The 25294-nt window shown below is 72.8% G+C and carries 23 protein-coding genes; 20 read left to right on the top strand and 3 right to left on the bottom strand.

Annotation, left to right across the window (positions count from 1 at the left end; translation table 11 throughout):
* Positions 1 to 196 precede the first annotated feature (196 nt).
* The 3 genes from ACFWEE_RS05800 (at position 197) to ACFWEE_RS05810 (ending at position 3877) form a co-directional block, all read left to right on the top strand.
* Complete coding sequence (locus ACFWEE_RS05800) at positions 197 to 1510, top strand: pectate lyase (protein WP_386886685.1); 1314 nt, start codon at positions 197 to 199, stop codon at positions 1508 to 1510.
* Positions 1511 to 1796: 286 nt separating this feature from the next.
* Positions 1797 to 2672, top strand: a complete 876-nt coding sequence (locus ACFWEE_RS05805; protein ID WP_386886687.1) for a Rossmann-like domain-containing protein — start codon at positions 1797 to 1799, stop codon at positions 2670 to 2672.
* Positions 2669 to 3877, top strand: coding sequence for a PLP-dependent cysteine synthase family protein (locus ACFWEE_RS05810; protein WP_386886689.1), 1209 nt, complete (start codon positions 2669 to 2671; stop codon positions 3875 to 3877). The genes ACFWEE_RS05805 and ACFWEE_RS05810 overlap by 4 nt, the downstream gene beginning before the upstream one ends.
* Before the next feature lie 26 nt (positions 3878 to 3903).
* On the opposite strand, the gene ACFWEE_RS05815 is transcribed toward ACFWEE_RS05810, so the two are convergent.
* Positions 3904 to 4863: a LysR family transcriptional regulator gene (locus ACFWEE_RS05815; protein ID WP_386886691.1), complete on the bottom strand. Its 960-nt coding sequence runs from the start codon at positions 4861 to 4863 to the stop codon at positions 3904 to 3906.
* A 264-nt stretch (positions 4864 to 5127) separates the two neighbouring features.
* Here ACFWEE_RS05815 and ACFWEE_RS05820 point away from each other — a divergent pair, with 264 nt between their 5' ends.
* From ACFWEE_RS05820 to ACFWEE_RS05895, 16 genes are all read left to right on the top strand, one after another.
* Positions 5128 to 5235 (top strand): putative leader peptide, encoded by a 108-nt coding sequence (locus ACFWEE_RS05820; protein WP_353963496.1) that lies wholly within the window; start codon positions 5128 to 5130, stop codon positions 5233 to 5235.
* A 453-nt stretch (positions 5236 to 5688) separates the two neighbouring features.
* On the top strand, positions 5689 to 6252 hold the full coding sequence (ssuE, locus tag ACFWEE_RS05825; protein WP_386886694.1) for an NADPH-dependent FMN reductase: 564 nt from the start codon (positions 5689 to 5691) through the stop codon (positions 6250 to 6252).
* A gap of 148 nt (positions 6253 to 6400) precedes the next feature.
* Positions 6401 to 7630 (top strand): SfnB family sulfur acquisition oxidoreductase, encoded by a 1230-nt coding sequence (locus tag ACFWEE_RS05830; protein ID WP_386886696.1) that lies wholly within the window; start codon positions 6401 to 6403, stop codon positions 7628 to 7630.
* Between the two features lie 125 nt (positions 7631 to 7755).
* Positions 7756 to 8907 carry an LLM class flavin-dependent oxidoreductase gene (locus ACFWEE_RS05835; RefSeq protein WP_386886698.1) on the top strand — a complete coding sequence of 384 codons (1152 nt, stop codon included), beginning with the start codon at positions 7756 to 7758 and terminating at the stop codon, positions 8905 to 8907.
* Between the two features lie 68 nt (positions 8908 to 8975).
* Positions 8976 to 9809, top strand: coding sequence for an ABC transporter ATP-binding protein (locus ACFWEE_RS05840; protein ID WP_386886700.1), 834 nt, complete (start codon positions 8976 to 8978; stop codon positions 9807 to 9809).
* Between the two features lie 73 nt (positions 9810 to 9882).
* Complete coding sequence (locus ACFWEE_RS05845; protein WP_386886702.1) at positions 9883 to 10899, top strand: aliphatic sulfonate ABC transporter substrate-binding protein; 1017 nt, start codon at positions 9883 to 9885, stop codon at positions 10897 to 10899.
* Entirely contained in the window at positions 10896 to 11813 is a 918-nt protein-coding gene (locus tag ACFWEE_RS05850; RefSeq protein WP_386886704.1) for an ABC transporter permease, read from the top strand. The genes ACFWEE_RS05845 and ACFWEE_RS05850 overlap by 4 nt, the downstream gene beginning before the upstream one ends.
* 697 nt (positions 11814 to 12510) lie before the next feature.
* On the top strand, positions 12511 to 13542 hold the full coding sequence (locus ACFWEE_RS05855; RefSeq protein WP_386886706.1) for an amino acid ABC transporter permease: 1032 nt from the start codon (positions 12511 to 12513) through the stop codon (positions 13540 to 13542).
* Positions 13539 to 14345 (top strand): amino acid ABC transporter ATP-binding protein, encoded by an 807-nt coding sequence (locus ACFWEE_RS05860; protein WP_386886707.1) that lies wholly within the window; start codon positions 13539 to 13541, stop codon positions 14343 to 14345. Before ACFWEE_RS05855 ends, ACFWEE_RS05860 begins: the two co-directional genes overlap by 4 nt.
* A gap of 117 nt (positions 14346 to 14462) precedes the next feature.
* Positions 14463 to 15482, top strand: coding sequence for a transporter substrate-binding domain-containing protein (locus ACFWEE_RS05865; RefSeq protein WP_386886709.1), 1020 nt, complete (start codon positions 14463 to 14465; stop codon positions 15480 to 15482).
* Between the two features lie 70 nt (positions 15483 to 15552).
* Entirely contained in the window at positions 15553 to 16662 is a 1110-nt protein-coding gene (locus tag ACFWEE_RS05870; RefSeq protein ID WP_386886711.1) for an FAD-dependent oxidoreductase, read from the top strand.
* Between the two features lie 70 nt (positions 16663 to 16732).
* Positions 16733 to 17500 (top strand): GNAT family N-acetyltransferase, encoded by a 768-nt coding sequence (locus ACFWEE_RS05875; RefSeq protein ID WP_386886713.1) that lies wholly within the window; start codon positions 16733 to 16735, stop codon positions 17498 to 17500.
* A gap of 65 nt (positions 17501 to 17565) precedes the next feature.
* A complete protein-coding gene (locus ACFWEE_RS05880) occupies positions 17566 to 18801 on the top strand; it encodes an LLM class flavin-dependent oxidoreductase (RefSeq protein ID WP_386886714.1) in 1236 nt (411 codons plus the stop codon).
* Positions 18798 to 20147 carry an NtaA/DmoA family FMN-dependent monooxygenase gene (locus ACFWEE_RS05885; protein WP_386886715.1) on the top strand — a complete coding sequence of 450 codons (1350 nt, stop codon included), beginning with the start codon at positions 18798 to 18800 and terminating at the stop codon, positions 20145 to 20147. The genes ACFWEE_RS05880 and ACFWEE_RS05885 overlap by 4 nt, the downstream gene beginning before the upstream one ends.
* Before the next feature lie 101 nt (positions 20148 to 20248).
* Positions 20249 to 20668 (top strand): hypothetical protein, encoded by a 420-nt coding sequence (locus ACFWEE_RS05890; protein WP_386886717.1) that lies wholly within the window; start codon positions 20249 to 20251, stop codon positions 20666 to 20668.
* A 150-nt stretch (positions 20669 to 20818) separates the two neighbouring features.
* On the top strand, positions 20819 to 21961 hold the full coding sequence (locus tag ACFWEE_RS05895) for a winged helix DNA-binding domain-containing protein (RefSeq protein ID WP_386886719.1): 1143 nt from the start codon (positions 20819 to 20821) through the stop codon (positions 21959 to 21961).
* 63 nt (positions 21962 to 22024) lie between these two features.
* Here the strand turns inward: ACFWEE_RS05895 and ACFWEE_RS05900 are convergent, their stop codons facing one another.
* Complete coding sequence (locus tag ACFWEE_RS05900; RefSeq protein WP_386886721.1) at positions 22025 to 23098, bottom strand: endonuclease/exonuclease/phosphatase family protein; 1074 nt, start codon at positions 23096 to 23098, stop codon at positions 22025 to 22027.
* Complete coding sequence (locus ACFWEE_RS05905) at positions 23095 to 23595, bottom strand: MarR family winged helix-turn-helix transcriptional regulator (RefSeq protein WP_386886723.1); 501 nt, start codon at positions 23593 to 23595, stop codon at positions 23095 to 23097. Before ACFWEE_RS05905 ends, ACFWEE_RS05900 begins: the two co-directional genes overlap by 4 nt.
* Positions 23596 to 23792: 197 nt before the next feature.
* Here ACFWEE_RS05905 and ACFWEE_RS05910 point away from each other — a divergent pair, with 197 nt between their 5' ends.
* Positions 23793 to 25286: an MFS transporter gene (locus tag ACFWEE_RS05910; protein WP_386886725.1), complete on the top strand. Its 1494-nt coding sequence runs from the start codon at positions 23793 to 23795 to the stop codon at positions 25284 to 25286.
* Positions 25287 to 25294 lie beyond the last annotated feature (8 nt).

Here is a 25294-nt window from a genome sequence, read left to right on the forward strand (position 1 = left end):
CGTATCGGTTCGCGCGCAACCCATTGACCGCCGATTCCGGTTGACGTACCGTCACCGGCGTTCGCATACAAGAACTCGGTTCAGAAGAACGAACATCGTTCCTCTCGCTTTTCCCGGCCGAGCGCTTGCCTTTACCACCGCACCAACACTTCCTGGTGCCTGCGGAGGACGCCGCAGGCGGTGAAAGGACCCTCGAATGCGCACGGAGAATCAGCATGCCAGAAGGCGGGGCGGCAGGGCAGCCGCCTCGTTCCTCGCGGTCGCCGCACTGATAGCGGCGACGCTCACCGCCCTCTTCGCCACCGGCTCGGCCTCGGCCGCACCCGCAGCCGGCTCGTACACCCTGAAGAACGCCGGCAGCGGACTGTGTCTGGAAGTCCCGGGCGCCAGCACCTCCGCCGGCACCCAGCTCACCCAGAACACCTGCGCGGGCAGCGCGGCGCAGACCTGGAAGCTCACGGCTTCCGGCAGCGGCTACACCCTGATCGCCTCGCACAGCGGCAAGTGCGCCGGTGTGAAGGACGCCTCCACCAGCGCCGGCAAGGCCGTCGAGCAGCAGACGTGCAGCGGTGCGGCGACCCAGGTGTGGACCCTCACGCAGGTGAGCGGGAGCATCTACCAGGTCGTCAACAGCAACGGCGGCAAGTGCCTCAACACCAAGGACTCCGCCACCAGCGCGGGCACCCTGGTGCAGCAGAACTCCTGCGACTCGGTGACCAGCAAGCGCTGGACGTTCACCGCGGCCGGGTCGACCACGACCCCGACCGACCCGCCCACCACGACCCCGCCCACGACCACGCCGCCCAGCTCGGGGTCGAAGCCCTCCTGGCCGACGGCCACCGGAAGCCAGGCCGTCTCGGCCAGCATCCAGGTGTCCGGCACCTACGACGGCGGCCTGAAGCGCTTCTACGGAACCGGCGACCTGGGCAGCGACGGCCAGGACGAGGACCAGCCGGCGATGTTCGAACTGGCCGCCGGTGCCACCCTGCAGAACGTCATCCTCGGCTCCCCCGCCGCCGACGGCGTCCACTGCGCCGGTGCCTGCACGCTCAAGAACGTCTGGTGGGAGGACGTGGGCGAGGACGCGGCGACCTTCCGCGGCAGCTCCTCCTCGCAGGTCGCCACGGTCGACGGCGGCGGTGCGCGGCTGGCGGACGACAAGGTCTTCCAGCACAACGGCGCCGGTACGGTCGTCATCAAGAACTTCCAGGTCGACGACTTCGGCAAGCTGTACCGCTCCTGCGGCAACTGCTCGACGCAGTACGGCCGCCACGTCGAGATCTCGAACGTCTGGATCACCGCGCCCGGCACGTCCGTGGTGGGCATCAACACCAACTACGGCGACACCGCCAGGATCTCGGGCGTCACGATCTACGACGACGAGGACCGCGACATCGACATCTGCAAGAAGTACAAGGGAACGACGAGCGGAGAGCCGTCCGAGACCGGTTCGGGCGCCGATGGCACGTACTGCATCTACAGCTCGTCCGACATCACCTACGTGGACTGAGCGCGGCCGGCGGACGCCGGAGCACGGCACGAGCACGGCACGACGGAGGGGCAGCGGGCACCGCGCGCTGCCCCTCCGGGCCGTTCGCGGGCGTCCGCCGGAACCCCGGGGAACCGCTGAGGCCGTGCCACCGCGTGCGGCGCGGCCCGACACGGCGACGGTCCCCACAGACGGGCGCGCATGACAATGAAAATGATTGTCGATAACGTGGTCCCTCCGGGTACCCGCCTCCGAGCGCGGGGTTCTGTCGTCGCGCCCGGACATCCCGCCCCGCGAAGGAGACGCCATGACCCCCCTGACGTGCGCGAGTTCGGCCGGGCCGGCCACGCGGGACCCCGGGGCCGACGCGGGCTCGTACCCCGAACTCGTCGAGCGGGTCGCCGCCGGGGCGTTCGGCCCCCTACCGGAGACCCTGCGGATCTCCTCGGCGTTCACCACCCATCAAGCCGTGCGCCACGACGGGCGGCACACCGGATACCGCAACGAGGTGCTGAGCCTGCGGCTGGCCGGGGCGGTGGGCTCGTGTGCGGCGGAGCCGGGATCGCTCCCCGGCGACGTCGTGGCGGAGTGCGCCGGGGCCGACGCCGGGAGCCTGCTCGGGCACCGGCTGCCGCCGGTTCGGGTGGCCGCCCTGGACGCGTACCTGATGCACGTCCGTCCGCACGGAGCCGGGTCCGGGGCGGTGGACCACCCTCTGCCGGGCGGGAGTTCGCTGCTCAGGTCGCGGGCGCGGGCACGGGCCGTCGTGGGTCTGCTGCGACTTCCACCGGGAGGCACGGTGTTGGTGGTAGGGGTCGTCAACTCCCTTCTGGAGGCGCTGCGCACGCGCGGACTCGGCTACGTCCCGTGCGACCTCAAGGGCGGCACGACGGAGTGGGGCGAGCCCGTGACGACCGAAGCGGTCGAGTCCCTGGACCGCTGCGACGCCGTACTCGCGTCCGGAATGACCCTGGGCAACGGCACGTTCGAGGAGCTGCGCATCCGCGCCGCGCGGCAGCAAAAGCCGCTGGTGATGTTCGCCCAGACCGGGAGCGCGATCCTGCCCCGGCTGCTCGGGGCGGGCGTCACGGCGGTGTGTGCCGAGCCGTATCCGTTCTTCTGGCTCGACGGCGGTCCGGGCTCCGTGTACCTCTACGGCGGACCCGCCGGAGGCAGCCAGTGACCACCGCCGTCCGCGCTCCGGCGGAGAACCGCGCGCTGCTCGACCTCGTGGGGCGGACTCCGCTGGCCCGTATCACCACCGATCTCGCCGGACCTCACCCGGGATTCTGGGCGAAGCTCGAAGGGCTCGGCGCCGGGGGAATGAAGGCGCGCCCCGCGGTCTCGATGCTGCTGGGCGCACAAAAGCGCGGCGAACTGCCGCCCGGGGCTCCCGTGGTGGAATCGACCTCCGGCACGCTCGGGATCGGACTGGCCTTCGCCGGACAGGCGCTGGGGCATCCGGTGATCCTGGTGGTGGACGCCGAACTCGAACCATCCATGCGGAAGTTGCTGCGCGCCTACGGAGCCCGGCTGGAGCTCGTGGACCGTCCCGCACACCAGGGCGGCTGGCAGACGGCCCGGCTCCAGCGACTGCGCGAACTGCTGGCTCGGACGCCGGGGGCGTACTGGCCCGACCAGTACGGTAACCCCGACAACGTGGCCGGTTACGCCTCGCTCGCGGCCGAACTCGCGGCGCGGCTCGACAGGATCGACATCCTCGTGTGCAGTGTCGGCACGGGCGGCCACAGCGCCGGCGTCGCCGGATCGCTCCGCCTGCTCCGGCCGGGCCTGCGGCTCATCGGGGTGGACGCGGCGGGATCGACGATCTTCGGCCCACCGGCCCGCCCGCGCCTGATGCGCGGCCTGGGCAGCAGCATCCGTCCGCGCAACGTCGCGTACGAGGCGTTCGACGAGGTCCACTGGATCGGCCCGGCCGAAGCCGTGCACGCCTGCCGCCGACTCGCCTCCGGGAACTTCGTCAGCGGTGGCTGGAGCACCGGGGCCGTCGCCCTCGTCTCCGCCTGGGCGGCCCGCACCCACCCGGACGCGGTCGTCGTCACCGTCTTCCCCGACGGCCCCGAACGGTACCTCGACACCGTGTACGACGAGGGGTTCACCGCCACCCGCGGCCTCGGCGAACCCGTCGGCCACCCGACGGATGTCCCGCACCCGGCGCGGGCGTCGGAGGCGGGGGGCTGGGCGCGCTGCCGGGCCGTCACCGACCCGCGCGTCGCGCGCGTGATGCCGAGACCGATACCGGCGTCCGCGTCCGCTCCGGCTTCGACGTCTGCGTCTGCTTCCGCTTCGGCGTCTGCGGTTGCTTCCGTCGCGGCGGTCGCGCCGTCCGGTTCCGGGGGTGGTGTGCTACTGCCTCTGCGTGCCTGAGGGCGACCGACGCCGTGCTCCCACTGTCACTGGCCGTCCCGCTCCACCACCGGCTGTCCGCCCTCCTCGCCGCCCGCGCGCAGCAGCGCCTGCTGCGCGGCGCGTACGACGAGGGTGGACCGCAACTCGCGGGCCGCGCGCGGGAAGGAGCCGCTGCGGGGGCGCTGGACGACGACCAGGACCCTCGTGGTGTCGTCCGAGAGCGGGCGGGAGACCAGCACCCCGGCCCGCTCCAACGGGTCGCCGAAGACGCTGAAGTCGGGCAGGACGGTGACGCCGAGGCCCTCGGCGACCATCAGCTTGCCGAGCTCGGCACCGTCCGTCGCGTAGCTGAACGAGTGCCCGCGCCCTTCCCCCAGCAGCCGGTGCGTGTAGCGGTGCATGACATAGCCGGGGCGCATGCCGATCAGCGGTTCGGTGAGCAGGTCCTCCGGCGTCACCACCTGCCGGCCGGCGAGCGGGCTGTCCGGCCGCATGCAGACCACGGGCCGGCCCCGCAGCAGCTCAGTGGTCTCCATGTCCGGCGGAGTGTCGTCCCCCAGAAGGTAGTTGACGAGACCGAGGTCGAACGCCCCTTCGCGCAGCCCTCGGTGGATGTCCTCCTGCTGGGTCCCGATCACTTCGACCTGGGTGGCCGGATGGGTGGACCGGAAGTCGCGCATGGCGGGCATCAGCAGGGGCACCGTCGCCGCGTTCACCGTGCCGACCCGCACGGTTCTGCTGCTGTGGTGCTGGTCGTGGGCGGCCCGGCGCAGCCGGTCCACCGACTCCAGTACGTCGACGATGTGCGGCAGAAGCTCTCGGCCCTGTTCACTGATCCGGGCTCCGGAGCGGCGGCGGTCCAGCAGGTCGACGCCGAGCTCGCGCTCCAGGTTGCGTACCGTCTCACTCAACGCGGGCTGGGACAGGTGGAGTTCACCGGCGGCACGGCGCAGAGATCCGGTTCTGGTCACCGCCGCGATGCACTCCAGCTGTTCGATGCGCATGGCTCGTCCTCCGAGAGGGGCACCCCGGCGGAGAGCGGCAACCGCCGCGTCCGGAAGGGCAGGTGAGAGGGAAACCCTATCAACCGTTCGCCGATACCGACTCCCCCGAGCGGCCCGGCTGCCGGTACGCTCCTTGACGGGAACGGACGGCGGGCGGCCAGGAAGGCCGCGCGGACCGCGTTCCCCGGTGGCACGGATTCTCCCGTTCGGCGGGCGGACCGGGCCGGTCGGACAGCTCCACCCCTTCTCAGCGGATCGGTGACCATGGACAAGCGAGTGGACCTCACGCGGCGGCGCCATGTCGACCTCGCGCGTGTCTCCAGCGCCGTCTGTCGCCCCTGCCACGGCTGTCGTCCGGGCCACGGCCGCTGACCCCTCCGCCGTAGCGGGTCCCGGGAGGCCCTCCCGCCCACCCCGTCTTCCTGGCCGCACTCCGCCCGTACGCCCCGACGGCGCCGTTCGCGCGGCGATGCGGACCGGTGGTGCGCGCGGGCCGAGCACGCCCGCCCCGGCCGCCCACGGCGCCCGCGGCGTCCGGTGACGGTTTCGCCGGTGGGGGCCTTCCGGCCGCCGGGTGTACCGCGACGCCTCCCCTCCCTCGCCGTGGACATGCCGTAGGTGCACAGGTTTCCCGATCGCCGCGGCACGGGAACCTCGCCCACCACGGTCCGTCTGCCACGGTCCGTCCGCCACCCCGGGCCGCCTCACATGACGGCACGTCACCCTGCCTGCGCTGCGTGCCTCCTTGATCCCGGCACCCCCGCCCCTCTGTCTGCTTCGCCGCCCGGCCGCTTCCCGCGGCCGGTGCCGACCTCTGGAGTTCCCATGGCCGTCGTCCTTTCCGTGTCCGGCAGTCCTTCCGCCGCCTCCCGCACCTCCCGGCTGCTGCGCCATCTCGACGCCCGTCTGGAGGCGGACCGGCACGAGGTCGTTCCGCTCGATGTCCGCGATCTCCCCGCCGAGGCCCTGTTGGGGGCCGATCCGGGCCATCCGGCCATCGCCCGCGTGGCGGCCCTGATCAGCCGGGCGGACGGACTGGTCATCGGCACGCCCGTCTACAAGGCCGCCTACTCGGGGGTCCTCAAGGCGCTGCTGGACCTGCTCCCTCAGTACGCGCTGGCCGGGAAGACCGTGCTGCCACTGGCCACCGGCGGGTCGGTCGCGCACGTCCTCGCGGTGGACTACGCCCTGCGCCCGGTACTCAACTCCATGGGCGCCGGCCACATCACCCAGGGATGGTTCGTCCTCGACAAGGAGATCGCGGTCTCTCCGGACGGCCAGGTCACGGTGGCCGCCTCGGCCGCCGCGCCGCTGTACGGCGTCGTCGACCAGTTCTCCGCCGCGCTCTCCCCGGCCGCCCAGCGCCCCTCCTTGTACGCCGCCGGGTGACGGCGCACGGGATCGAAGGCCCCCCACCCGCGCGCACCGGCTGCCCGCGCCCTTCCCGCCCTCGCTCCTGCTGCCCTCGCCCTCGCTGCCCGCGCCCCTCGCTCCCGCGCCGCCGACCGTGCGTCCGCGCCCGACTTCCGGAGTACCGATGACCGTTTCCGCCGCCCCACCCGCCCTCTCCGACGAGGGCCCGTCCGCCGCCCACGTGGTCCGCGACGACGCGGAGGCGCTCGCCCTCGCGTCCGAGCTGGCCGCGGAGTTCCGCACCGGCGCCGCCGGGCGGGACGCGGAGCGCCGTCTGCCGCACGCCGAACTCGGCCGTCTCTCCGCCTCCGGTCTCCTCGGCGTCACGGTGCCCGGGGCGTACGGCGGTGCGGGGGTGCGCCACACCACTCTGGCCCGGATCGTGCGGACCCTCGCCTCGGCCGACGCCAGCCTCGCGCAGATCCCGCAGAGCCACTTCGTCTACGTCAACGTGCTGCGCGTCCGGGGCAGCGAGGAACAGCGCCGGTTCTTCTTCGGCGAGGTGCTGGCGGGCCGCCGTTTCGGCAACGCCCAGTCCGAAGCGGGTACGAAGCACGTCCAGGACATCCGGACCCGGCTCACGTCCGCCGAGGACGGCGGCTTTCTGCTGACCGGGGAGAAGCACTACTCGACCGGGGCTCTCTACGCCGACTGGATACCCGTGCTCGCCAGGGGGGACGACGAGGAGTTGTGGGTGGCCTACGTGCCGCGTTCCGCGAGCGGCGTCACCGTGGTGGACGACTGGGACGGGATGGGGCAGCGCACGACTGCGAGCGGGACGGTCCGGCTCGACGGCGTCCGCGTGCCGTCCGACCGGGTGGTTCCTCACCATCTCACCTTCCGGGGACCGCAGTTGCACGGGGCCGTCGCCCAGTTGCTGCACGCCGCCATCGACGCGGGCATCGCAGCGGGGGCCCTGGAGGAGGCCGCCGCCTTCGTCCGTACCAAGAGCCGTCCGTGGTTCGAGAGCGGGGTGGAGAAGGCCTCGGAGGACCCCCTCCTCATCCAGCGGTTCGGTGAACTGTCCCTGCGCGTACGGTCGTCCGACGCGCTGCTGGCCGAGGCGGCGCGCGCGGTCGACCGGGCGGAGGCCGATCTCACCGACGACTCCGCAGCCGAGGCCTCCCTGGCGGTCGCGGCGGCGAAGGTGGTCGCCGCGGAGGCGGCGGTCGAGACCGGCTCGGCGCTCTTCGAGGTGGCGGGCACCCGAGCGGCGCTCGACTCACTGAATCTGCACCGGCATTGGCGTGACGCCCGGACTCACACGCTGCACGACCCGACGCGCTGGAAGGTGCAGCACCTGGGCCGTTGGACGCTCAACGGCACCCGCCCGCCCCGCCACGGGCTCCTCTGACCGGCGCCTGTCCCCCGTTCGCGGGTTTCCCGTTCCGCCGTGTCCCCGTTCCTCGGCCTCGCCACTGTTCCTCCGCGTCACCACTCCGCCGCATCCGGCTCCCCGCACCGAAAGGGTTCCCTCCCATGTCCCTCACGTTCCACTGGTTCCTTCCCACCAACGGCGACAGCCGGCACGTCGTGGGAGGCGGCCACGGCACGCCCGTCACGGCGGCGGGCGGCGACCGCCCCCCGAGCGTCCCGTACCTCACGCAGATCGCGCTCGCGGCCGAGCAGCTGGGCTTCGTCGGCGCGCTCACCCCGACGGGTGCCTGGTGCGAAGACGCCTGGCTCACCACGGCATTGATCAGCCAGCACACCGAGCGCCTGAAGTTCCTGGTGGCGTTCCGGCCCGGATCGGTATCACCGACCCTCGCGGCGCAGATGGCGTCCACCTATCAGCGGCTCACCGGCAACCGGCTGTTGCTGAACATCGTCACCGGTGGCGAGAGCCACGAGCAGCGCGCCTACGGCGACTTCCTCGACAAGGACGGGCGGTACGCGCGCACCGGCGAGTTCCTGCACATCGTGCGGGAGTTGTGGAAGGGCGGGACCGTCGACCACGCGGGCGAGCACCTGCGGGTCGAGGATGCCAAGCTGGCGAGGGTGCCCGACCCCGTCCCCGAGATCTACTTCGGTGGTTCGTCCCCCGCGGCCGGTGTGGTCGCGGCCCGGCACAGCGACGTCTACCTCACCTGGGGCGAGCCTCCCGCGGCCGTCGCAGAGAAGGTCGCCTGGATCAGGAAGCTCGCCGCCGAGGAGGGGCGGACCGTACGTTTCGGCATCCGGCTGCACGTGATCGCCCGGGACACCTCCGAGCAGGCGTGGGCCGAGGCCGGACGGCTGCTGGACGGCTTCGACGAGTCGACCGTCCGGTCCGTGCAGGAGGGCCTCGCGCGCAGCGAGTCGGAGGGGCAGCACCGGATGCTCGCGCTGCACGGCGGGGGCCGGGACGGGCTGGAGATCCATCCGAACCTGTGGGCCGGCATCGGGCTGGTGCGTGGGGGTGCGGGCACGGCCATGGTCGGTTCGCACGAGGAGGTCGCGGACCTCATCGCCGAGTACCAGGCTCTGGGCATCGAGGAGTTCGTCCTGTCGGGATACCCGCACCTGGAGGAGGCGTACTGGTTCGGCGAGGGCGTCCTGCCGGTCCTGGCACGGCGCGGGCTGTGGAAGCACCCCTTCACGAGCGGCGCCGCCGCCCCCTCGGCCATCGTCCCGTTCGCGGGGCGGTCGTGAGCCGGGCGGGCTCCGCGCCGGGGGTGGCAGCACCGGAGGCTGCTGGGCGGAACAAGGCCGGGCCGGACATGGCCGGGCACGAGGCTGCGGTGCCGAGGGCGGCCGGGCCCGGGGAACGGTCCGGTACGGGTGCCGCGGCCGTCTCCCTGCGGGGCGTCGGGCGGGACTTCGGGCAGGGCCGGCGTGCCCGGAGCGTGCTGGCCGGAATCGACCTGGAGATCGCAGCGGGCGAGACGGTCGCGGTGCTGGGGCCGTCCGGGTCCGGCAAGTCGACGCTGCTGAGGATGATCGGCGGGCTGGACGTCCCCACGTCGGGTCAGGTGCTGGTCGACGGGCGGCCCGTCGTCGCGGGCGATCCGCGCACGGCGGTGGTGTTCCAGGACCCGCGCCTGATGCGCTGGCGCACCCTGTCGTCGAACGTCGCCTTCGGCCTGCCGAGGGGCACCGACCGGACCGAGGGGCGGGCCAGCGTCGCCCGGCGGCTCACCGAGGTGGGCCTGGACGGGTACGGCGGCCACCGCCCCGGCCAGGTCTCCGGCGGTATGGCGCAGCGGGCCGCGCTCGCCCGGGCCCTGGCGCGGGAGCCGGGTGTGTTGCTGCTCGACGAGCCCTTCGCGGCGCTCGACGCCCTCACCCGGATGCGTATGCAGGACCTGCTGGACACGATGCAACGCGCGGCGGGCACCACGGTGCTGATGGTCACGCACGACGTGGACGAGGCACTGCACCTCGCGGACCGGATCGTGCTGCTCGGGTCCGGCCCCGCCGCCACGATCGCCGCCCGGATCGACGTACCCGTCGCCCGGCCCCGGCCACGTGGGCATCCGGAGTCGGCGCCGCTGAGAGCCGATCTGCTGCGCCGACTCGGCGTCGGCGCCCCCGACCGTCCCCACCAGCCCTGAGAGACAGGCCATGAGAGACACCTCCGCGAGGACCACTGTGACCACCGCCGCGCGGACCGCCGTGCGAAGAGCCGTGCGTAGAGCCGCTGGAGCCGCTCTCGTCGCCGGTCTGCTGCTGACCGCCACCGCCTGCGTGTCGGGCGAGTCCGCGGACGGCTCCGCCGCGGCCGGCACCGAGCCCGGCGGCGCCTCCGTGACGGTCCGGCTGGACTGGGCGTACTACAACCCGGAGAGCCTCGTCCTGCGGGAGAAGGGCTGGCTCGGCACGACGCTCGCCGGCCAGGGCGCCGCCGTCACCTGGACCCAGTCCCTCGGCAGCAACAAGGCCAACGAGAACCTCCGCGCGGGGGCGATCGACTTCGGCTCGACGGCGGGCACACCCGCTCTGCTGGCCCGTGCCAACGGGACCGAACTGCACACGGTCGACGTGTACAGCCGGCCCGAATGGTCCTCGCTCGTCGTCGCGAAGGGCTCCCCGATCCGCTCGGTGCGCGAGCTGAAGGGCAGGAAGGTGGCCGTCACGAAGGGGACGGACCCCTACTTCTTCCTGCTCCAGGCGCTGGAGACCGCCGGCCTCGGCGCCGACGACGTCACGGTCGTCAACCTCCAGCACGCGGACGGCCGGACGGCTCTGGAGCGGGGAGACGTGGACGCGTGGGCGGGACTGGACCCGTACCTCTCGCAGAGCCAGATCGAGAACGGCTCCCGGCTGATCTACCGGAACCTCGCGTTCAACTCGTACGGCTTCCTCAACGTCTCGGCGGACTTCGAGCGGAACCACCCCGAGCTGGTCCAGACGGTCGTGGACGGTTACGAGAAGGCCCGTGCCTGGATCGTCGCCCACCCGGACGACGCCGTGCGCCTGCTCGCGAAGGAGTCCAAGGTGAGCGAGGCCGTCGCCCGACAGCAGCTGACCGGGCGCACCGAGCTCGACATCTCACCCGTCCCCGGCGACGAGCAGCGCGCGGTGCTCGACCGGATCGCGCCCGTCCTCGTGGAGGAGAACCTGGTGCCCGACCGCACGGCCGTCGACGGCGCGCTGGACTCGCTCTTCCTCCCCGAGTACGCGCGGAAGGCGGACCCCTCATGAGCGCCGACACCACGGAGACGACCGCCCGGACCACGGAGAAGACGGAGGCGGTGACGGTGACGGGCCGGGACGCTCCGGCATCCGGGTCGGTGACCGGCTCGGACGCCGTGCCGGTCACCGGCGGGCGGGCGCGCGTCGGCGGTGACCGGCTCGCCGCCACCGGGCGGGCGGCCGGGCGCGTGGCCGTGGGGCTGCTGGTCCCGGTCGCGCTCCTCGTCGCCTGGAACACGGCGGCGCGGTCGGGGGCGTACGCGCCGAGCCAGCTGCCCGAGCCGCTGGCGGTGGCCCGCGCCGCCCGGGTGCTCTGGGAGCGGGGCGAACTCCTCCACCACGTGGCGATCAGCGTGCAGCGGGTCCTGCTGGGCTTCTCCGCCGGGGCCGGGGCCGGGCTCGTGCTGGGGGGCTTGGTCGGGCTCTCGACCGCGGTGCGCCGGCTGCTGGGCCCGACCGTCCAGGCACTCCGTGCGGTGCCGTCGCTGGCGTGGGTCCCGCTGCTGCTGCTCTGGCTCGGCATCGGTGAGACACCGAAGATCACCCTGGTGGCGGTCGGCGCCTTCTTCCCCGTCTACACGACGGTGGCCTCGGCGCTCGACCACGCCGACCCCGGTCTCCGCGAACTGGGCCATGCCTACGGCCGCCGGGGTCCCGCGCTGCTCGCCCAGGTGCTGATCCCCGCGGCGGCGCCTTCGGTGCTTTCGGGGCTACGGCTGGGGCTCGCCCAGGGGTGGCTCTTCCTGGTCGCGGCCGAGCTCATCGCCTCGTCGATGGGGCTGGGCTTCCTCCTGATCGACAGTCAGAACACCGGGCGGACCGACATCCTGCTGCTGGCGATCGTGCTGCTGGCCCTGCTCGGCAAGGCGACGGACGCGGTGCTGGGGGTGGTGGAGAGGGCCGTGGCCAGGAGGTGGACCTGACCGCGCGGTCCGGCCTCGCGCGACGGAAGGTGCTCCGGTCACCGCGGTCGCCCTGTGACCGGACATGAAGCCCGTGTTACAGGGTCACGAAATGAACGCCGCCCGTGGCGGCGTCCGGCACCTGTCCGGACGCCGCCACCGGCCACCGCCCCGGTGACGTTTCCGCTGGTCGAGCCGGTGGAAGCGGGCCGCCCCAGCACGGTGGGGCCGACCCCGTACACCTGTTCACACAACTCAGGATCATATTGACGCCTTCTCCCTCGGATGGGTTAACTGACGCCGGACCGGCCCGGTGATTCCCCGGCGGTCCGGCGACCACGATCCCGTGGACCGCCCGTTCCACCGAGCGTGTCCCAGCGGCTCGCTCACTGCGGCGGAGAGACCAGGATGACCAGCATGGAGAGCGCACCGGAGAGGACGGCAGGCGTTCGCCGCCTCCGCTCCGCCGCGCCCTCCGCCACGCTGTCGCTCTCCTCCTCGCGTACGCCGTCGCACGAACGCGGTGCCTGCCACTCGTGTACCAGCGGGCTGCCGGCCTGCGCACCGCACTGCGGCTGCTGACCGGCCGGACCACCTCCGCCCCGCCCGTCTCGCGTTCCCCCGCACCCCCGCCCGGACTCGGGCCGGGGTTCCCGATCCGGCCCGACCGCGTGCCGCGCGCGCCGTCCGGCCACCCTTTGACCGCTGGAGCACCCACATGCCCGAGACGTCCGCGCCCCCGGAAGATCCGGTCACCGCCGGCTCTCCCTCCGCCCCGCCCGCAGAGCCGCCGGTCCCGAAGGCCGCCGCCCGCGCCGCTTCGGCACAGGATCCGCGTCATGCGGCCGAGCGGGTGCTGCCGCTGCGCCACCCGTGGCGGTGGGTGCTCACCGCGGCGGTCCTCGTCCTGGTGGCCCAGTTCGTCCACGGGCTGGTGAGCAACCCGTTCTACCAGTGGAGCCGGTTCTCGTACTGGTTCTTCCGCCCGGTGGTGCTCGACGGTCTGCTGATCACGCTCGAAGTCGCCGCCCTCAGCGCGGTGTTCGGCCTGATCGGCGGGGTGGTCCTCGCACTGGGGCGGCTGTCGCCCAATCCGGTGCTGCGGTCGGTCTCCTGGGTCTACATCTGGCTGCTGCGCTCGGTACCCCTGATCGTCGTCCTGCTCTTCCTCTACAACTTCAGTGCGCTGTACCAGACGTTGAGCCTCGGGGTTCCGTTCGGGCCGGCCTTCTTCGAGTTCGACGAGTCCCGGCTCGCCACCGACATGACCGTCGCCGTGGTCGGCCTCAGCCTCAACGAGGCGGCGTACGCGGCCGAGGTGGTCAGGTCCGGTGTGCTCTCGGTGGACCAGGGCCAGCACGAGGCGGCTTCGGCGCTCGGACTGCCCCGCGGGTACCAGTTCCGCCGCATCGTCTTCCCGCAGGCGCTCCGGGTGATCGTGCCCTCCTACGTCAACCAGCTCATCGGTCTGGTCAAGGGCACCTCGCTGGTCTTCTACGTCTCGCTGCTCGATCTGTTCGGCACCGTCCAGAGCCTCGGCTCCACCTACTCCGGGGACATCGTCCCCCTGCTGCTGGTGGCGACGCTCTGGTACGTCATCCTCACCAGCGTCATCTCGGTGATCCAGTTCTACGTGGAGCGCCACTACTCGCGCGGCGCGCTGCGCACCGTACCCCCGACCCCGCTGCAGAAGCTCCGGGCCGGTGTCCGCGCCGCCCGTTCCAGGACCGCGATCGGATCGAGCACATGAGCGTCATCACCCCTCGGAGCACGAAGAGCCCCGTCCGCGCCGAGCCGGTGGCGGTGGAGATCCACCAGGCCCACAAGTGGTTCGGTGAGCACCAGGTCCTGCGCGGCATCGACCTGACGGTCGAACCGGGATCGGTGACGGTGATCCTCGGGCCGTCCGGGTCCGGCAAGTCGACGCTGCTGCGTACGGTGAACCACCTGGAGAAGCTGGACATCGGCCACGTGACGGTCGGCGGCGAGCCGATCGGCGTGCGGCACCACCGCGGCCGGCTGAAGGAACTGCCCGAGCGCACCATCCGGGCGCAGCGCAGCCGCATCGGTTTCGTCTTCCAGAACTTCAACCTGTTCCCGAACCTCACGGTGCTGGAGAACGTGGCCGCCGCGCCCACCGCCATCGGTCTCGCGGACCGCGACGGCGCCCGCGAGCTGGCCCGTACCCTGCTCGACCGGGTGGGGCTGGCGGACAAGGCGGACAGCTACCCGCGCCAGTTGTCCGGGGGCCAGCAGCAGCGGGTCGCCATCGCCCGCGCGCTCGCCCTGGAACCCGGAGTGATCCTCTTCGACGAGCCGACCTCGGCGCTCGACCCGGAACTGGTCGGCGAAGTCCTCTCCGTCATCAAGGAGCTGGCCACCGGTGGCACGACGCTGATCGTGGTGACCCATGAGATCGGTTTCGCCCGGGAGGTCGCGGACCAGGTCGTCTTCCTGGACCAGGGCGTGATCGTCGAACAGGGGAGGCCCGCCGACGTGCTGGACAACCCGCGCGAGGCCCGTACCAGGGAGTTCCTCGGCAAGGTCCTCTGACTCACCGCACCCGCACCTGATAACTGGTCAGCCATACGTCTGAGCCGGCCTGTTCGGCCTGGCTCTCCTCCCCCACACGTCCTCTCACCTGAGCTCCATCACCCACAAGGAACCGACATGTCCCGCCGCAGATCCCGTCTGTCCACCCTCGCCACCGCCGGCACCGTCCTGGCCCTCGCCGCCGGGCTCAGCGCCTGCGGTGACAGCGACACCGAGGACTCCGCCGGCACTTCGGCCGCCGCCAAGGGATCGGTCGTCATCGGCGCCGCCTCGAACGGGGCCGCCAAGGAGATCACGCTGGACGTCCCCGAGGTCGCCTCGATCCGCGCCCAGCTGCCCAAGTCCGTCACCGAGGACGGGAAGTTCACCATCGGCCTGGGCATGCTCCCCGCCGGATCCCCGCCCCTCGGCTACGTCGGCGACGACCAGAAGACGATCACCGGTTCCGAGCCCGACCTCGGCCGCCTGGTCGCCGCCGTCTTCGGCCTGAAGCCCGAGCCGAAGAACGCGACCTGGGAGAACCTGTTCGTGGGGATCGACAGCGGGCGCACCGAGGCCGGCTTCTCCAACATCACGGACACCGAGGAGCGCAAGAAGAAGTACGAGTTCGCCTGCTACCGACAGGACAACCTCGGGTTCGAGGTGAGCAAGGAAGCGGCCTGGGACTTCGGCGGCGACTACGAGAACCTGGCGGGCAAGACCATCGCGGTGGGCTCCGGCACCAACCAGGAGAAGATCCTGCTGGAGTGGCGGGACAAGCTGAAGGCCGAAGGCAAGAAGCTCGACGTCAAGTACTTCGCGGACAACAACAGCGCCTATCTGGCGCTGAACGCCAAGAAGATCGACGGGTACTTCGGCCCGAACCCGGCCATCGCCTACCACATCACCCGGTCCGCGAGCACGCCGCAGGCCACCACCAGCGGCGGTACGTACTCGGGTGCCGGGGCTTCGCTCCAGGGGCTCATCTGCGCCACGGCGAAGAAGGACAGCGGGCTCGCGAAGCCGCTGGCGGAGGCCATCAACTACCTGATCGAGCACGGCCAGTACGCGAAGTGGCTGGAGGCGTGGAACCTCAAGGACGAGGCCGTGCAGAAGGCCGAGGTCAACCCCCCGGGCCTGCCGATCACCAACTCCTGATCCACCGGACCGCACCCCGGCCCGGCCGGGGTGCGGTCGCCCGCACGACAGCAAGAGAGGAGAGCCCGTCATGGCACCCAGCGTGGTGGTCGTCGGCGGAGGGGTCATGGGCGCCTCGGCGGCCTGGCGGCTGGCGGCCCGCGGCCACCGGGTCACGGTGCTGGAGCGGTTCGGGCCCGGTCACGACCGGGGCAGCTCGCACGGCAGCTCCCGCATCTTCCGGCTGACGTACGCCGATCCCTGGTACGTGGGGCTCGCCCTGCGGGCGCTGCCGCTCTGGCGGCGGCTGGAGGAGGAGGCGGAACGTCCGGTGCTGACGGTCACCGGGGCGGTCGACCACGGATCGCCCCGGGCCGTCGGGGAGCTCGCCGCCACGCTGGCGGCGGCAGGCCGCCCGGGGCAGGTGCTCAGCCCGGCCCAGGCGGCCGGGCGCTGGCCCGGACTGCGCGCCGACACGACCGTGCTGCATCACGCGGAGGGCGGCCGGCTGCACGCCGACGCCGCCGTGGCGGCGCTGCTCGCGGCGGCGTCGGGCCTCGGCGCGGACGTGCGGCACGGGGTGCGGGTGCGCGGCCTGCGCCCGACGGGGAGCGGCGTCGCCGTCGAGACCGGCGAGGGCGGGCCGGTCGTCGCGGACGCGGCCGTGGTCGCGGTCGGCGGCTGGTCGCCGTCGGTGCTGCCCGGCCTGGTGGACGGGCTGCCGCCGCTGCGGGTCACCCAGGAGCAGCCGCTGCACTTCGCGGTGGACGGTGCGCTGGAGTGGCCGGCGTTCGTGCACCACCCCGGCGCCGGGATCGACGAACCGGGCGGTGTGTACGGGCTCGGCAGCGCGGACGGCGTCAAGGTCGGGTTCCACGCGGTCGGGCCGGTCGTCGACCCCGACCGCCGGGACCGCACCCCGGATCCGGTGGCGGTCGAGCGGCTGGAGGCCTACGCGCGTACCTGGCTGCCCGGTCTGGCCCCGGCCGCGCCCGAGCCGGTCACCTGTCTCTACACGTCCACCCCCGACCACGACTTCGTGGTCGACCGGAGCGGCCCGGTGACGGTGCTCGCCGGCTTCTCCGGTCACGGGTTCAAGTTCGCCCCCGCCATCGGCGAGCTGGCGGCGGACCTGGTCGAGGGCCTGCCGGGTGCCCGGCGCTTCGCCCTCGGACGCCCCTTGCCCGCCGCCGCCCGCTGACCCGGACCCGCCCCGCCCCCGTGCCGTGCCGGAAAGCGGCACGGTCCCACCGAAGGAAGAACGGCCTCACATGTCCACCGAAGTCCAGCCACCGCGCTCCCTCCCCGGGACCGACCCCGTCTCCGCCCGGCCCACGCTCCCCGAACCGCACGTGCTGGACAACGCCGCCTGGGCCGCTCTGACCGGGGCGCACCGCCGTTTCGCGGAGACCGTCGGCTCCGCCGCCCGCTACCGGAGCGACGTCGCCCCCTTCGTGGCGCTGCGCGACCCCTCGGACCCGCGTGCCTGGGACGATCTGGCGGCGCTCCTCGGGCCCGGCGCGCAGACGGCGGTGACCGGGGTGAGCAGCGTGCCGGACCACTGGGAGACCGTGGAGAAGGCGGGGGGTGTGCAGCTCGTCGCGGACACGCTGGTCACGCGGTCCGACCCGGAGGCCGTCCGGCTGACCACGGCCGACGTCCCCGAGATGCTGGACCTGGTGGGGCGGAACAGGCCGGGGCCGTTCCTCCCGCGCACCATCGAGCTGGGCGCGTACTGGGGGATCCGGCGCGGCGGAAAGCTGGTGGCGATGGCCGGTGAACGGCTGCGGCCCCCCGGCCACACCGAGATCAGCGCGGTCTGCACGGACGCCGAGCACCGTGGCGAGGGCCTCGCCACCCGGCTGGTCCGGCATGTGGCCGACGGCATCCGGGACCGGGGCGACATTCCGTTCCTGCACGCGGCGGCCACCAACGAGAACGCCATCCGCCTCTACCTCTCGATCGGGTTCGCCCTGCGCCGGCGCAATCTCTTCGCCGTCGTCCGCGTCCCCGGGGGTGCCCCTGCCGGGGCGAACTGACCCCCGGAGCGGACCGGCCGCGTCTTCCCGTACTCCACAGCCGATCAGGAAAGGCACTTCCCGCCATGTCGCAGTCCCCCTCCTCACCTCCCGAACCCCTCCATCTCGCCGTGGCCCTGGACGGCACGGGCTGGCACCCCGCGTCCTGGCGCGAGCCGGGGGCCCGCGCCTCCGAGCTCTTTACCGCCGGCTACTGGCTGGACGCCGTCGAGGAGGCGGAGCTCGGCCTCCTCGACTTCGTCACCTTCGAGGACGCGCTGTCGCTCCAGTCCACCGACCCGACCGCCGACGACCGGCGCACCGATCAGGTGCGCGGCCGACTCGACGCGGTGCTGATCGCCTCCCGGGTGGCGCCGCTGACCCGGCACGTCGGACTGGTGCCGACCGTGGTGGCCACCCACACCGAGCCGTTCCACCTGGCGAAGGCCATCGCGACGCTGGACTTCGTGAGCGGTGGGCGGGCCGGGGTCCGGGTCAAGGTCGCCGCCTCGCCCCACGAGGCGGCGCACTTCGGCCGCCGGGACCTGCCGCCGTTCCGTCCGCAGGACTATCTGCTGCCCGAGACGCAGGTGCTGGTGCGCGAGCTGTTCGCCGAGGCCGCCGACTACGTCGAGGTGCTCCGCAGGCTCTGGGACAGCTGGGAGGACGACGCGGAGATACGCGACGCCGCCACCGGGCGGTTCATCGACCGCGAGAAGCTGCACTACATCGACTTCGAGTCCAGGCACTTCAGCGTCAAGGGCCCCTCGATCACCCCGCGTTCGCCGCAGGGCCAGCCGCTGGTGACCTCGCTGGCCCACGCCTCCCTTCCGTACGAGCTGGTGGCCGGGTCCACGGACGTCGGTTACGTCACCCCGCACGACACCGCCGAGGCGCGGGCGGTGACCGAGGAGATCCGGGCCGCCCAGGAGGCGGCCGGGCGGGGCGGGGAGACCGTCCACGTCTTCGGGGACCTGGTGGTCTTCCTGGACGAGACGGCACACGGGGCACAGGAGCGCCGCCGGCGCCTCGACGACGTGGCGGGCGCTCCCCTGACGAGCGACGCCGAGATCTTCACCGGCACCCCCGCCGAGCTGGCCGATCTGCTGCTGGACCGGCAGCGGGCGGGCCTGACCGGATTCCGGCTCCGTCCGGCGGTCGCGGCCCACGACCTGCCGGCCATCAGCCGGGGGCTGGTGCCCGAGCTCCAGAGCCGGGACGCGTTCCGCCGCGCGTACGAAGCCGACTCGCTGCGCGGCCTCCTCGGCCTCCCACGTCCCGCCAACCGTTACGCCCGGGTCCGGGCCGGAGGACAGTCATGAGCGACCACCTGAAGCAGATCCACCTCGCGGCCCACTTCCCCGGGGTCAACAACACCACGGTCTGGAGCGATCCGGAGGCCGGCAGCCAGATCGACTTCGCCTCCTTCAGCCACTTCGCGCGCACAGCGGAACGGGCCAGGTTCGACTTCCTGTTCCTGGCCGAGGGGCTGCGGCTCCGCGAGCAGGGCGGTGCGATCTACGACCTGGACGTGGTGGGACGCCCGGACACCTTCGGCATCCTCGCCGCGCTGGCGGCGGTCACCGAGCGGATCGGCCTGGCCGGTACGATCAACTCCACCTTCAACGAACCGTACGAGGTGGCACGGCAGTTCGCCTCCCTGGATCACCTCTCGGCGGGTCGTGCGGCGTGGAACGTCGTCACCTCCTGGGACGCGTTCACCGGCGAGAACTTCCGCCGCGGCGGCTTCCTCGCGGAGGAGGACCGCTACACCCGCGCCGAGCAGTTCCTGCGGACGTCCTGGGAGCTGTTCGACTCCTGGGCCGAGGACGACGTCCTCGCGGACGCGGAGGGCGGGCAGTTCCTGCGCAGCGCGGACGCCGGTACGTTCGCCCACCGCGACCAGCACTTCGACATCGCGGGCCGCTTCAACGTGCCGCGCTCCCCGCAGGGCCGCCCGGTGATCTTCCAGGCCGGGGACTCCGACCAGGGCCGGGAGTTCGCGGCGGCCACCGCGGACGCCATCTTCAGCCGTCACTCCGCCCCGGAGCCGGGCCGCGCCTTCTACCAGGACGTCAAGGACCGGCTCGCCCGCCACGGACGCGAGCGGGACGACCTGCTGATCCTGCCCGCGGCCACCTTCGTGCTGGGCGACACGGACGCCGAGGCGGAGGAGCGCGCGCACGAGGTGCGGCGCAGTCAGGTCAGCGGCCAGACCGCGATCAAGTTCCTGGAACACGTGTGGAACCGGGACCTGTCCGGCTACGACCCGGACGGGCCGCTGCCCGAGATCGACCCCGACACCGGTGAGCACACGGTGACCCGGGGGCGGGCGAGTGTGCGGATGGTCCGTGATCCGCTGGCGACCGCGGCCGAGTGGCGGCAGCGCGCGAAGGCGGAGGGCCTGTCGATCCGGGAACTGGTCATCGAGACGAGCGCCCGGCAGACCTTCATCGGCTCGCCCTCGACGGTCGCACGGGCCATCAACGACTCGGTGCAGAGCGAGGTGTCGGACGGCTTCATCCTCGCCCCGCACCTGGTACCCGGCGGCATCGACGAGTTCGCCGACACGGTGGTCCCGCTCCTCCAGGAGCAGGGCGTCTTCCGTACGGAGTACGAGGGGACGACGCTCCGCGACCACCTGGGTCTGCGTACGCCGAAGGGCTGACCGGACGCGCGGGTCCCGCGGGCGTTCGTTCGCCCGCGGGTCCCGCGCATTCCGTTTTACTCCGGCGCACGGCCCAGCGGGGCGAGTACCTCGCCGACCGGGTGGCCGCCCACGTCGGTTCCACCGAGGCGGCCGTCGGCCTGACGGACCGTTTGCTGGTGTCCGAGTCGGCGGTGGGTGCGCTGCTCCGTGAGACGAACACGCCCCGTCCCGCCCGCCGCGGCGGCACCCCCGTCGAGACGAAACCGTGGCTCGGCCTCTGGGAGCGGCTCGCGGCACACGTGGAGTCGATTCCGCCGGCCGAGTTCGAGCGCCTCCGACGGGCGAGCGCGCTCCGCGGCCACAGCACCGATTCGACCCATCCTCCGACCCATCTGCGCAGGGCCTGTCTGCTGGCGGGCACCTCCACCGAGGCGGCGGTGCGCACGGACGACGTCCGTGAGCAGCGGATCGCCGCAGAACTCGCCGATATCCGCATGGTGTTGGCTCGCAGGGTGTTCAACGACGGCCTCACCGGCTGAGGGCGGCGGGGCCACGGGTGCGACCTGACGGCCGAGGGACGGCAAGGACGCCGACGCGCCCCGGCGCGGGCCCGGCCGCAGCGGTCCGGAGGACCGCGCCGCGAGCGGCAGCCCGCCCGCGCCGGGGCGGAACCCGGCACAATGCCCGCCATGAAGATCAGCGCGCGCGAACTGAACCGGGCGACCCTCGACCGCCAACTGCTGCTGCGGCGGGAGCCGCTGGACGCCACCGAGGGGGTGCGCCGGGTACTCGCCCTCCAGGCGCAGCAGCCTGCCTCGCCGTACGTCGCCCTGTGGAACCGGCTCGCGGGCTTCGATCCCGCGGAGCTGGACGCGGCATTCTCCGACGGCGCGGTGGTCAAGGCGACGCTGATGCGGATCACGCTCCACGCGGTGCACGCCGAGGACTACCGGGTGCTGCGCGAGGCGATGCAGCAGACGCTGTACGCCTCGCGCCTCGGGTTCCGGTTCTCGGAGGCGGGCCTCACCCCGGACGACGCCCGCCGGCTGGTACCGGATCTGCTGGCGTTCGCCGAACGAGGTCGCACCAAAGCGGAGTTGGAATCCTGGCTGGAGGAACGAGTGGGTGCGGAGAAGAAGGACGGGGCACTGTGGGGGCTGCGGGCGTACGCACCCCTGCTGCACGTACCGGCCGGCGGGCCGTGGTCGTTCGGCCCGAGAGCGTCGTACGTGGCGGCGCCGTCCCGCCCCACGACAGCGGGACCGGAACACGCGCCGGAGGCGATGCGCCACCTCGTACTGCGCTACCTGGCGGCGTTCGGGCCCGCTTCGGTGGCGGACGTGGCGCAGTTCGCCATGGTGCGGCGCGGACCGGTGCGCGAGGCGCTGCGGGCTCTCGACGGTGTCGTCGAACAGCTCGAAGGGCCGGACGGGACGGTGCTGTTCGACGCCGTCGGGGCCGGACGCCCGGCGGCCGAAGTCCCCTCTCCGCCACGGCTGATGGCGATGTGGGACAGCGTTCTGCTGGCGTACGCCGACCGCAGCCGGGTGATCCCCGAGGAGTACCGGCGCGAGGTGATCCGTATCAACGGTGACGTGCTGCCGACCATCCTGGTCGACGGCCACGTCGCGGGGGTCTGGCGTCCGGTCGACGGCGGTGTCGAGGTGACGGCCTTTCGCGATCTGAGTCCGGCCGACTGGGACGGGCTCGCCGAGGAGGCCCGCTCCCTGAGCACTCTGCTGGCGGACCGCGACCCCCTGGCCTACGGACGCTACCGCCACTGGTGGACCAAGCTCTCCGGCTCGCAGGTACGGGTCCTGTCACCCCGGTGACTCCCCGGCCCGCTCCCGGACCCGCCCGCACGGCCCGGGAGCGGGGCGGGACGGACCGGTGGGTCAGCCCGTCAGCAGGACGGGCGCCCGTTGCGGGAGCACCGCGAGTTCCGCGACGACGGCCCGGTGGTCCGTCCCGGGCAGGGTGCGTTCGCGGACAGAGACCCCCGCGAGCCCGGAGCCGTGCAGCACGTGGTCCAGCTGGACGAGGGGAGGCGTGATCCCCGCTCCGACGGGCCAGGTCGGCGCCCAGCCCTCGCCGAGTTCGGCGTGGGTGTCGGTGAGTCCGGCGGCCAGCAGAAAACGCATCGGAGCGTGGTCCAGGGTGGCGTTGAAGTCGCCCAGGAACACGGTGTCGGGTCCGTCGTCGGTCGCCAGGGAGGTGAGGGAGTGCATGTCCCTGCTCCACCGCCCGGGGTTCCCGAGCGGGTAGTAGGTGTGGACGGCGACGAGCCGCACGGTGCGTCCGCCGACGGTGATCTTGGCGGTGGTCTGGGGCCACACGGTGTCGATGTCCGTGGTGTCCGCCCCGGTCAGCGGGGTGCGGGAGTAGATCGAGGAGTCGTACTCGGGGTGCAGCGCGTGGTACGGCAAGAGGGCGCCGAGGCCCGCCCGTTCGAGCGCGTCGAGCCCTCGCGCCGGTGTCTGCTCCACAGCGAGTACGTCGATCCGCTCGGACCGGACCATCGCCACCACCGCCGCCGGATCCACCGCCCCCTCGTCGGTGTTGAGGGTCGCCACCCGCAAGCGGGCGGCCGACGACGGCACGGCGACGGAGTCCGGGACGAACCTCGGTGCAACCAGCCAGACTTGGGCGGCGATCAGGAGCAGCGCCACGGCCGCCACGCTCCAGGACCGCACCGCGCGGACGGCGGTCGTGAGGACCAGCACCAGCAGCGCCAGGACGGCCGTGTGGGGGAACAGCACCATCGGGACGGCGAGCCGCGTGCCCGTGTCCCTTCCCGTCAGCCGTACGAGGAGCAGGGCGGCGGGTGCGGCGAGCACGAGCCCGCAGGCCGCCCTTCCCCAGACCCGGCCGCGCGCCGAGCGCCGCCGGACGCCTCCGCCGGTCACGTGCGGGGCGTCCGCGTTCGCGGAGTCCGTACGGCCGGCGCCCGGCACCGTACCGTTTCTCATGAGCTCTGCTCCGAGCCGTCCAGCACACGCCGGAGCAGCGTGGCCAGGGTCTCCCGTTCGGCGGGGGTGAGGCGGGCGAGGAAGACGTCCTGGGACGCTTCTGCGACGAGCCGCACCCGGCGCTGGAGGTCCGCCCCTTCCTCGGTCAACGCGACGAGTTGGCGGCGGCGGTCGGCCCGGTCCCGCTCCCGGCGCACCAGTCCGCGTTCCTCGACCGCGTCGAGGTAGCCCCCCAGGTGGCTGCGCTGGAACCCGAGCCGTTCCGCCAGCACGTGCTGGGGCAGCGGACCGAAGTCGGCGAGCGCCGTGAGGGTGGCGAAGTGCGGCAACCGCAGGCCGTGTCCGCCCACCGCGTCCACCAGCACCTCGTGCCCGAGGCGCGCCACATGGCTGACGAGGTAGGAGGGCAGCGCGAGGAGGCCGGGTGGGCGGGACAGGGGTGCCGCGCTCCTCTCCGGGGACGCTCCGCCGGTCCCGTACGCGGGGGTTTCGCTCATGTGTCCACGATACAGCGGCAGTTGCTGGACGTAAGGATGACGTCATGTAATGATTCCTTGGTGATATTAACTCGCCCGCCCCGTCGCGGTCCCGCCCCACTCCCGACACTTCCGGTCCGCCCGGTCCGTACAGTTCGCCCGGTCCGCCCGGTCCGCCCGGTCCGCCCGGTCCGCCCGGTCCGCCCCGGGGAGGTTCGATGAGCGACGTCCCCGCTCCGGCGTCCGAGACCCCCGCCGTCGCTCCGCCCCGCGGCACCGCGGCGCCCTTCGCGGCCCTGCTCCTCGCCGTACTCTCCTTCTCGCTGATGCAGACGATGGTCGTGCCGGTACTCCCCCAGCTCCAGCGGGAGTTCGCGGCCTCCACGACGTCCGTGTCCTGGGTGCTCAGCTCCTTCCTCCTCACCGCCTCCGTCGCCACCGCGCTGCTGGGCCGGGTGGGCGACATGTTCGGCAAACGCCGTGTGCTCGTCGCCAGCCTGGCGGTCTTCGCCGTCGGCACGCTGCTCGCCGCGCTCTCCGGCTCGCTCGCTCTGCTGATCGCGGCCCGGGCCGTCCAAGGCGTCGGATCGGCCGCCTTCCCGCTCGCGTTCGGCATCGTCCGCGACCAGTTCCCGCGCGAGCGGGTGCCCGTCGCGATCGGCCTGATCTCGTCCACGTTCGGTATCGGTTTCGGCGTCGGGCTCGTCGTCCCGGGTCCCATCGTCGACGCACTGGACTGGCACTGGATCTTCTGGACCGGACTGATCGTCGTCGTGGCGGGTGTCGCAGGAGTCGTGGCGTTCGTCCGGGAGTCCCCGGCCCGCTCCCCCGGACGCATCGACTGGTCCGGAGTCGTCCTTCTGAGCGCCGGGATCGTGGCCCTGCTGACCGCCATCAGCCAGGGCAGGTCCTGGGGGTGGGCGTCGGGCCGGATCGTCGGCCTGTTCGTCGCCGCCGTCGCGCTCCTCGCGGCGTTCGCGTACGTCGAGTCGAGGGTGCGCGAGCCGCTGATCGACCTCGGACTGCTGCGGCGGCCGGCGGTGCTGACCAGCCATCTCACCGCCCTCGTCATCGGGTTCGGGATGTACGGGGCCTTCACCCTGGTCCCGATGCTCGCCCAGACCCCTTCCTCCGCCGGGTACGGCTTCGGCGCCTCCGTCACCGGGTCGGGGCTGTTCATGGTGCCCATGGCGGCGACCATGCTGATCGCCGGCCCGCTCGCCGGACGGATCGGCGCGGCCACGGGGTGGAAGCTGCCGCTGGTGCTGGCCTGCCTCGTCGGCACGGCAGGCTTCCTCGTCTACGCGACCGCCCATGCCGACGCGGCGGCGGTGTACGCGGGTTCGGCGGTGCTCGGCGTCGGCGTCGGCTTCGCCTTCGCGGCGCTGGCCAACCTCGTCGTCAGCGCGGTCGACCGCGGCCGGACCGGGGAGGCGACCGGCATCAACACCATCATGCGCACCATCGGCGGGTCGCTCGGGGCGCAGATCGCCGCGTCCCTGGTGGCCTCCCCTACGGTGCCCGGCAGCCGACTGCCCGCCGAGTCCGGCTACACGACCGCGTTCGTGATGTCGGCGATCTCACTGGCGGTGGCCGCGGTCGCGGCGCTCTCCGGTCCGGGGAGGCTGTGGCGCGGAGCCACCGCACCCACCACCGGTGGAAAGCCCGCCACCGGGGAAGCGTCCCCCGCGGGGGACGTGTCCGGCACCTGACGCGACCG

The sequence above is a fragment of the Streptomyces sp. NPDC060184 genome (assembly GCF_042728795.1).
Classification (GTDB): domain Bacteria; phylum Actinomycetota; class Actinomycetes; order Streptomycetales; family Streptomycetaceae; genus Streptomyces.

What these genes read in the sequence shown, in the direction of transcription:
- ACFWEE_RS05840 (WP_386886700.1), top strand. Translation starts at nt 8,976, where the DNA reads ATGGCCGGGCACGAGGCTGCGGTGCCGAGGGCGGCCGGGCCCGGGGAA.
- ACFWEE_RS05830 (WP_386886696.1), top strand. Translation starts at nt 6,401, where the DNA reads ATGACCGTTTCCGCCGCCCCACCCGCCCTCTCCGACGAGGGCCCGTCC.
- ACFWEE_RS05860 (WP_386886707.1), top strand. Translation starts at nt 13,539, where the DNA reads ATGAGCGTCATCACCCCTCGGAGCACGAAGAGCCCCGTCCGCGCCGAG.
- ACFWEE_RS05900 (WP_386886721.1), bottom strand. Translation starts at nt 23,098, where the DNA reads ATGAGAAACGGTACGGTGCCGGGCGCCGGCCGTACGGACTCCGCGAAC.
- ACFWEE_RS05800 (WP_386886685.1), top strand. Translation starts at nt 197, where the DNA reads ATGCGCACGGAGAATCAGCATGCCAGAAGGCGGGGCGGCAGGGCAGCC.
- ACFWEE_RS05885 (WP_386886715.1), top strand. Translation starts at nt 18,798, where the DNA reads ATGAGCGACCACCTGAAGCAGATCCACCTCGCGGCCCACTTCCCCGGG.
- ACFWEE_RS05815 (WP_386886691.1), bottom strand. Translation starts at nt 4,863, where the DNA reads ATGCGCATCGAACAGCTGGAGTGCATCGCGGCGGTGACCAGAACCGGA.
- ACFWEE_RS05865 (WP_386886709.1), top strand. Translation starts at nt 14,463, where the DNA reads ATGTCCCGCCGCAGATCCCGTCTGTCCACCCTCGCCACCGCCGGCACC.
- ACFWEE_RS05880 (WP_386886714.1), top strand. Translation starts at nt 17,566, where the DNA reads ATGTCGCAGTCCCCCTCCTCACCTCCCGAACCCCTCCATCTCGCCGTG.
- ACFWEE_RS05895 (WP_386886719.1), top strand. Translation starts at nt 20,819, where the DNA reads ATGAAGATCAGCGCGCGCGAACTGAACCGGGCGACCCTCGACCGCCAA.
- ACFWEE_RS05855 (WP_386886706.1), top strand. Translation starts at nt 12,511, where the DNA reads ATGCCCGAGACGTCCGCGCCCCCGGAAGATCCGGTCACCGCCGGCTCT.
- ACFWEE_RS05910 (WP_386886725.1), top strand. Translation starts at nt 23,793, where the DNA reads ATGAGCGACGTCCCCGCTCCGGCGTCCGAGACCCCCGCCGTCGCTCCG.
- ACFWEE_RS05875 (WP_386886713.1), top strand. Translation starts at nt 16,733, where the DNA reads ATGTCCACCGAAGTCCAGCCACCGCGCTCCCTCCCCGGGACCGACCCC.
- ACFWEE_RS05905 (WP_386886723.1), bottom strand. Translation starts at nt 23,595, where the DNA reads ATGAGCGAAACCCCCGCGTACGGGACCGGCGGAGCGTCCCCGGAGAGG.
- ACFWEE_RS05870 (WP_386886711.1), top strand. Translation starts at nt 15,553, where the DNA reads ATGGCACCCAGCGTGGTGGTCGTCGGCGGAGGGGTCATGGGCGCCTCG.
- ACFWEE_RS05835 (WP_386886698.1), top strand. Translation starts at nt 7,756, where the DNA reads ATGTCCCTCACGTTCCACTGGTTCCTTCCCACCAACGGCGACAGCCGG.
- ACFWEE_RS05820 (WP_353963496.1), top strand. Translation starts at nt 5,128, where the DNA reads ATGGACAAGCGAGTGGACCTCACGCGGCGGCGCCATGTCGACCTCGCG.
- ACFWEE_RS05850 (WP_386886704.1), top strand. Translation starts at nt 10,896, where the DNA reads ATGAGCGCCGACACCACGGAGACGACCGCCCGGACCACGGAGAAGACG.
- ACFWEE_RS05805 (WP_386886687.1), top strand. Translation starts at nt 1,797, where the DNA reads ATGACCCCCCTGACGTGCGCGAGTTCGGCCGGGCCGGCCACGCGGGAC.
- ssuE (WP_386886694.1), top strand. Translation starts at nt 5,689, where the DNA reads ATGGCCGTCGTCCTTTCCGTGTCCGGCAGTCCTTCCGCCGCCTCCCGC.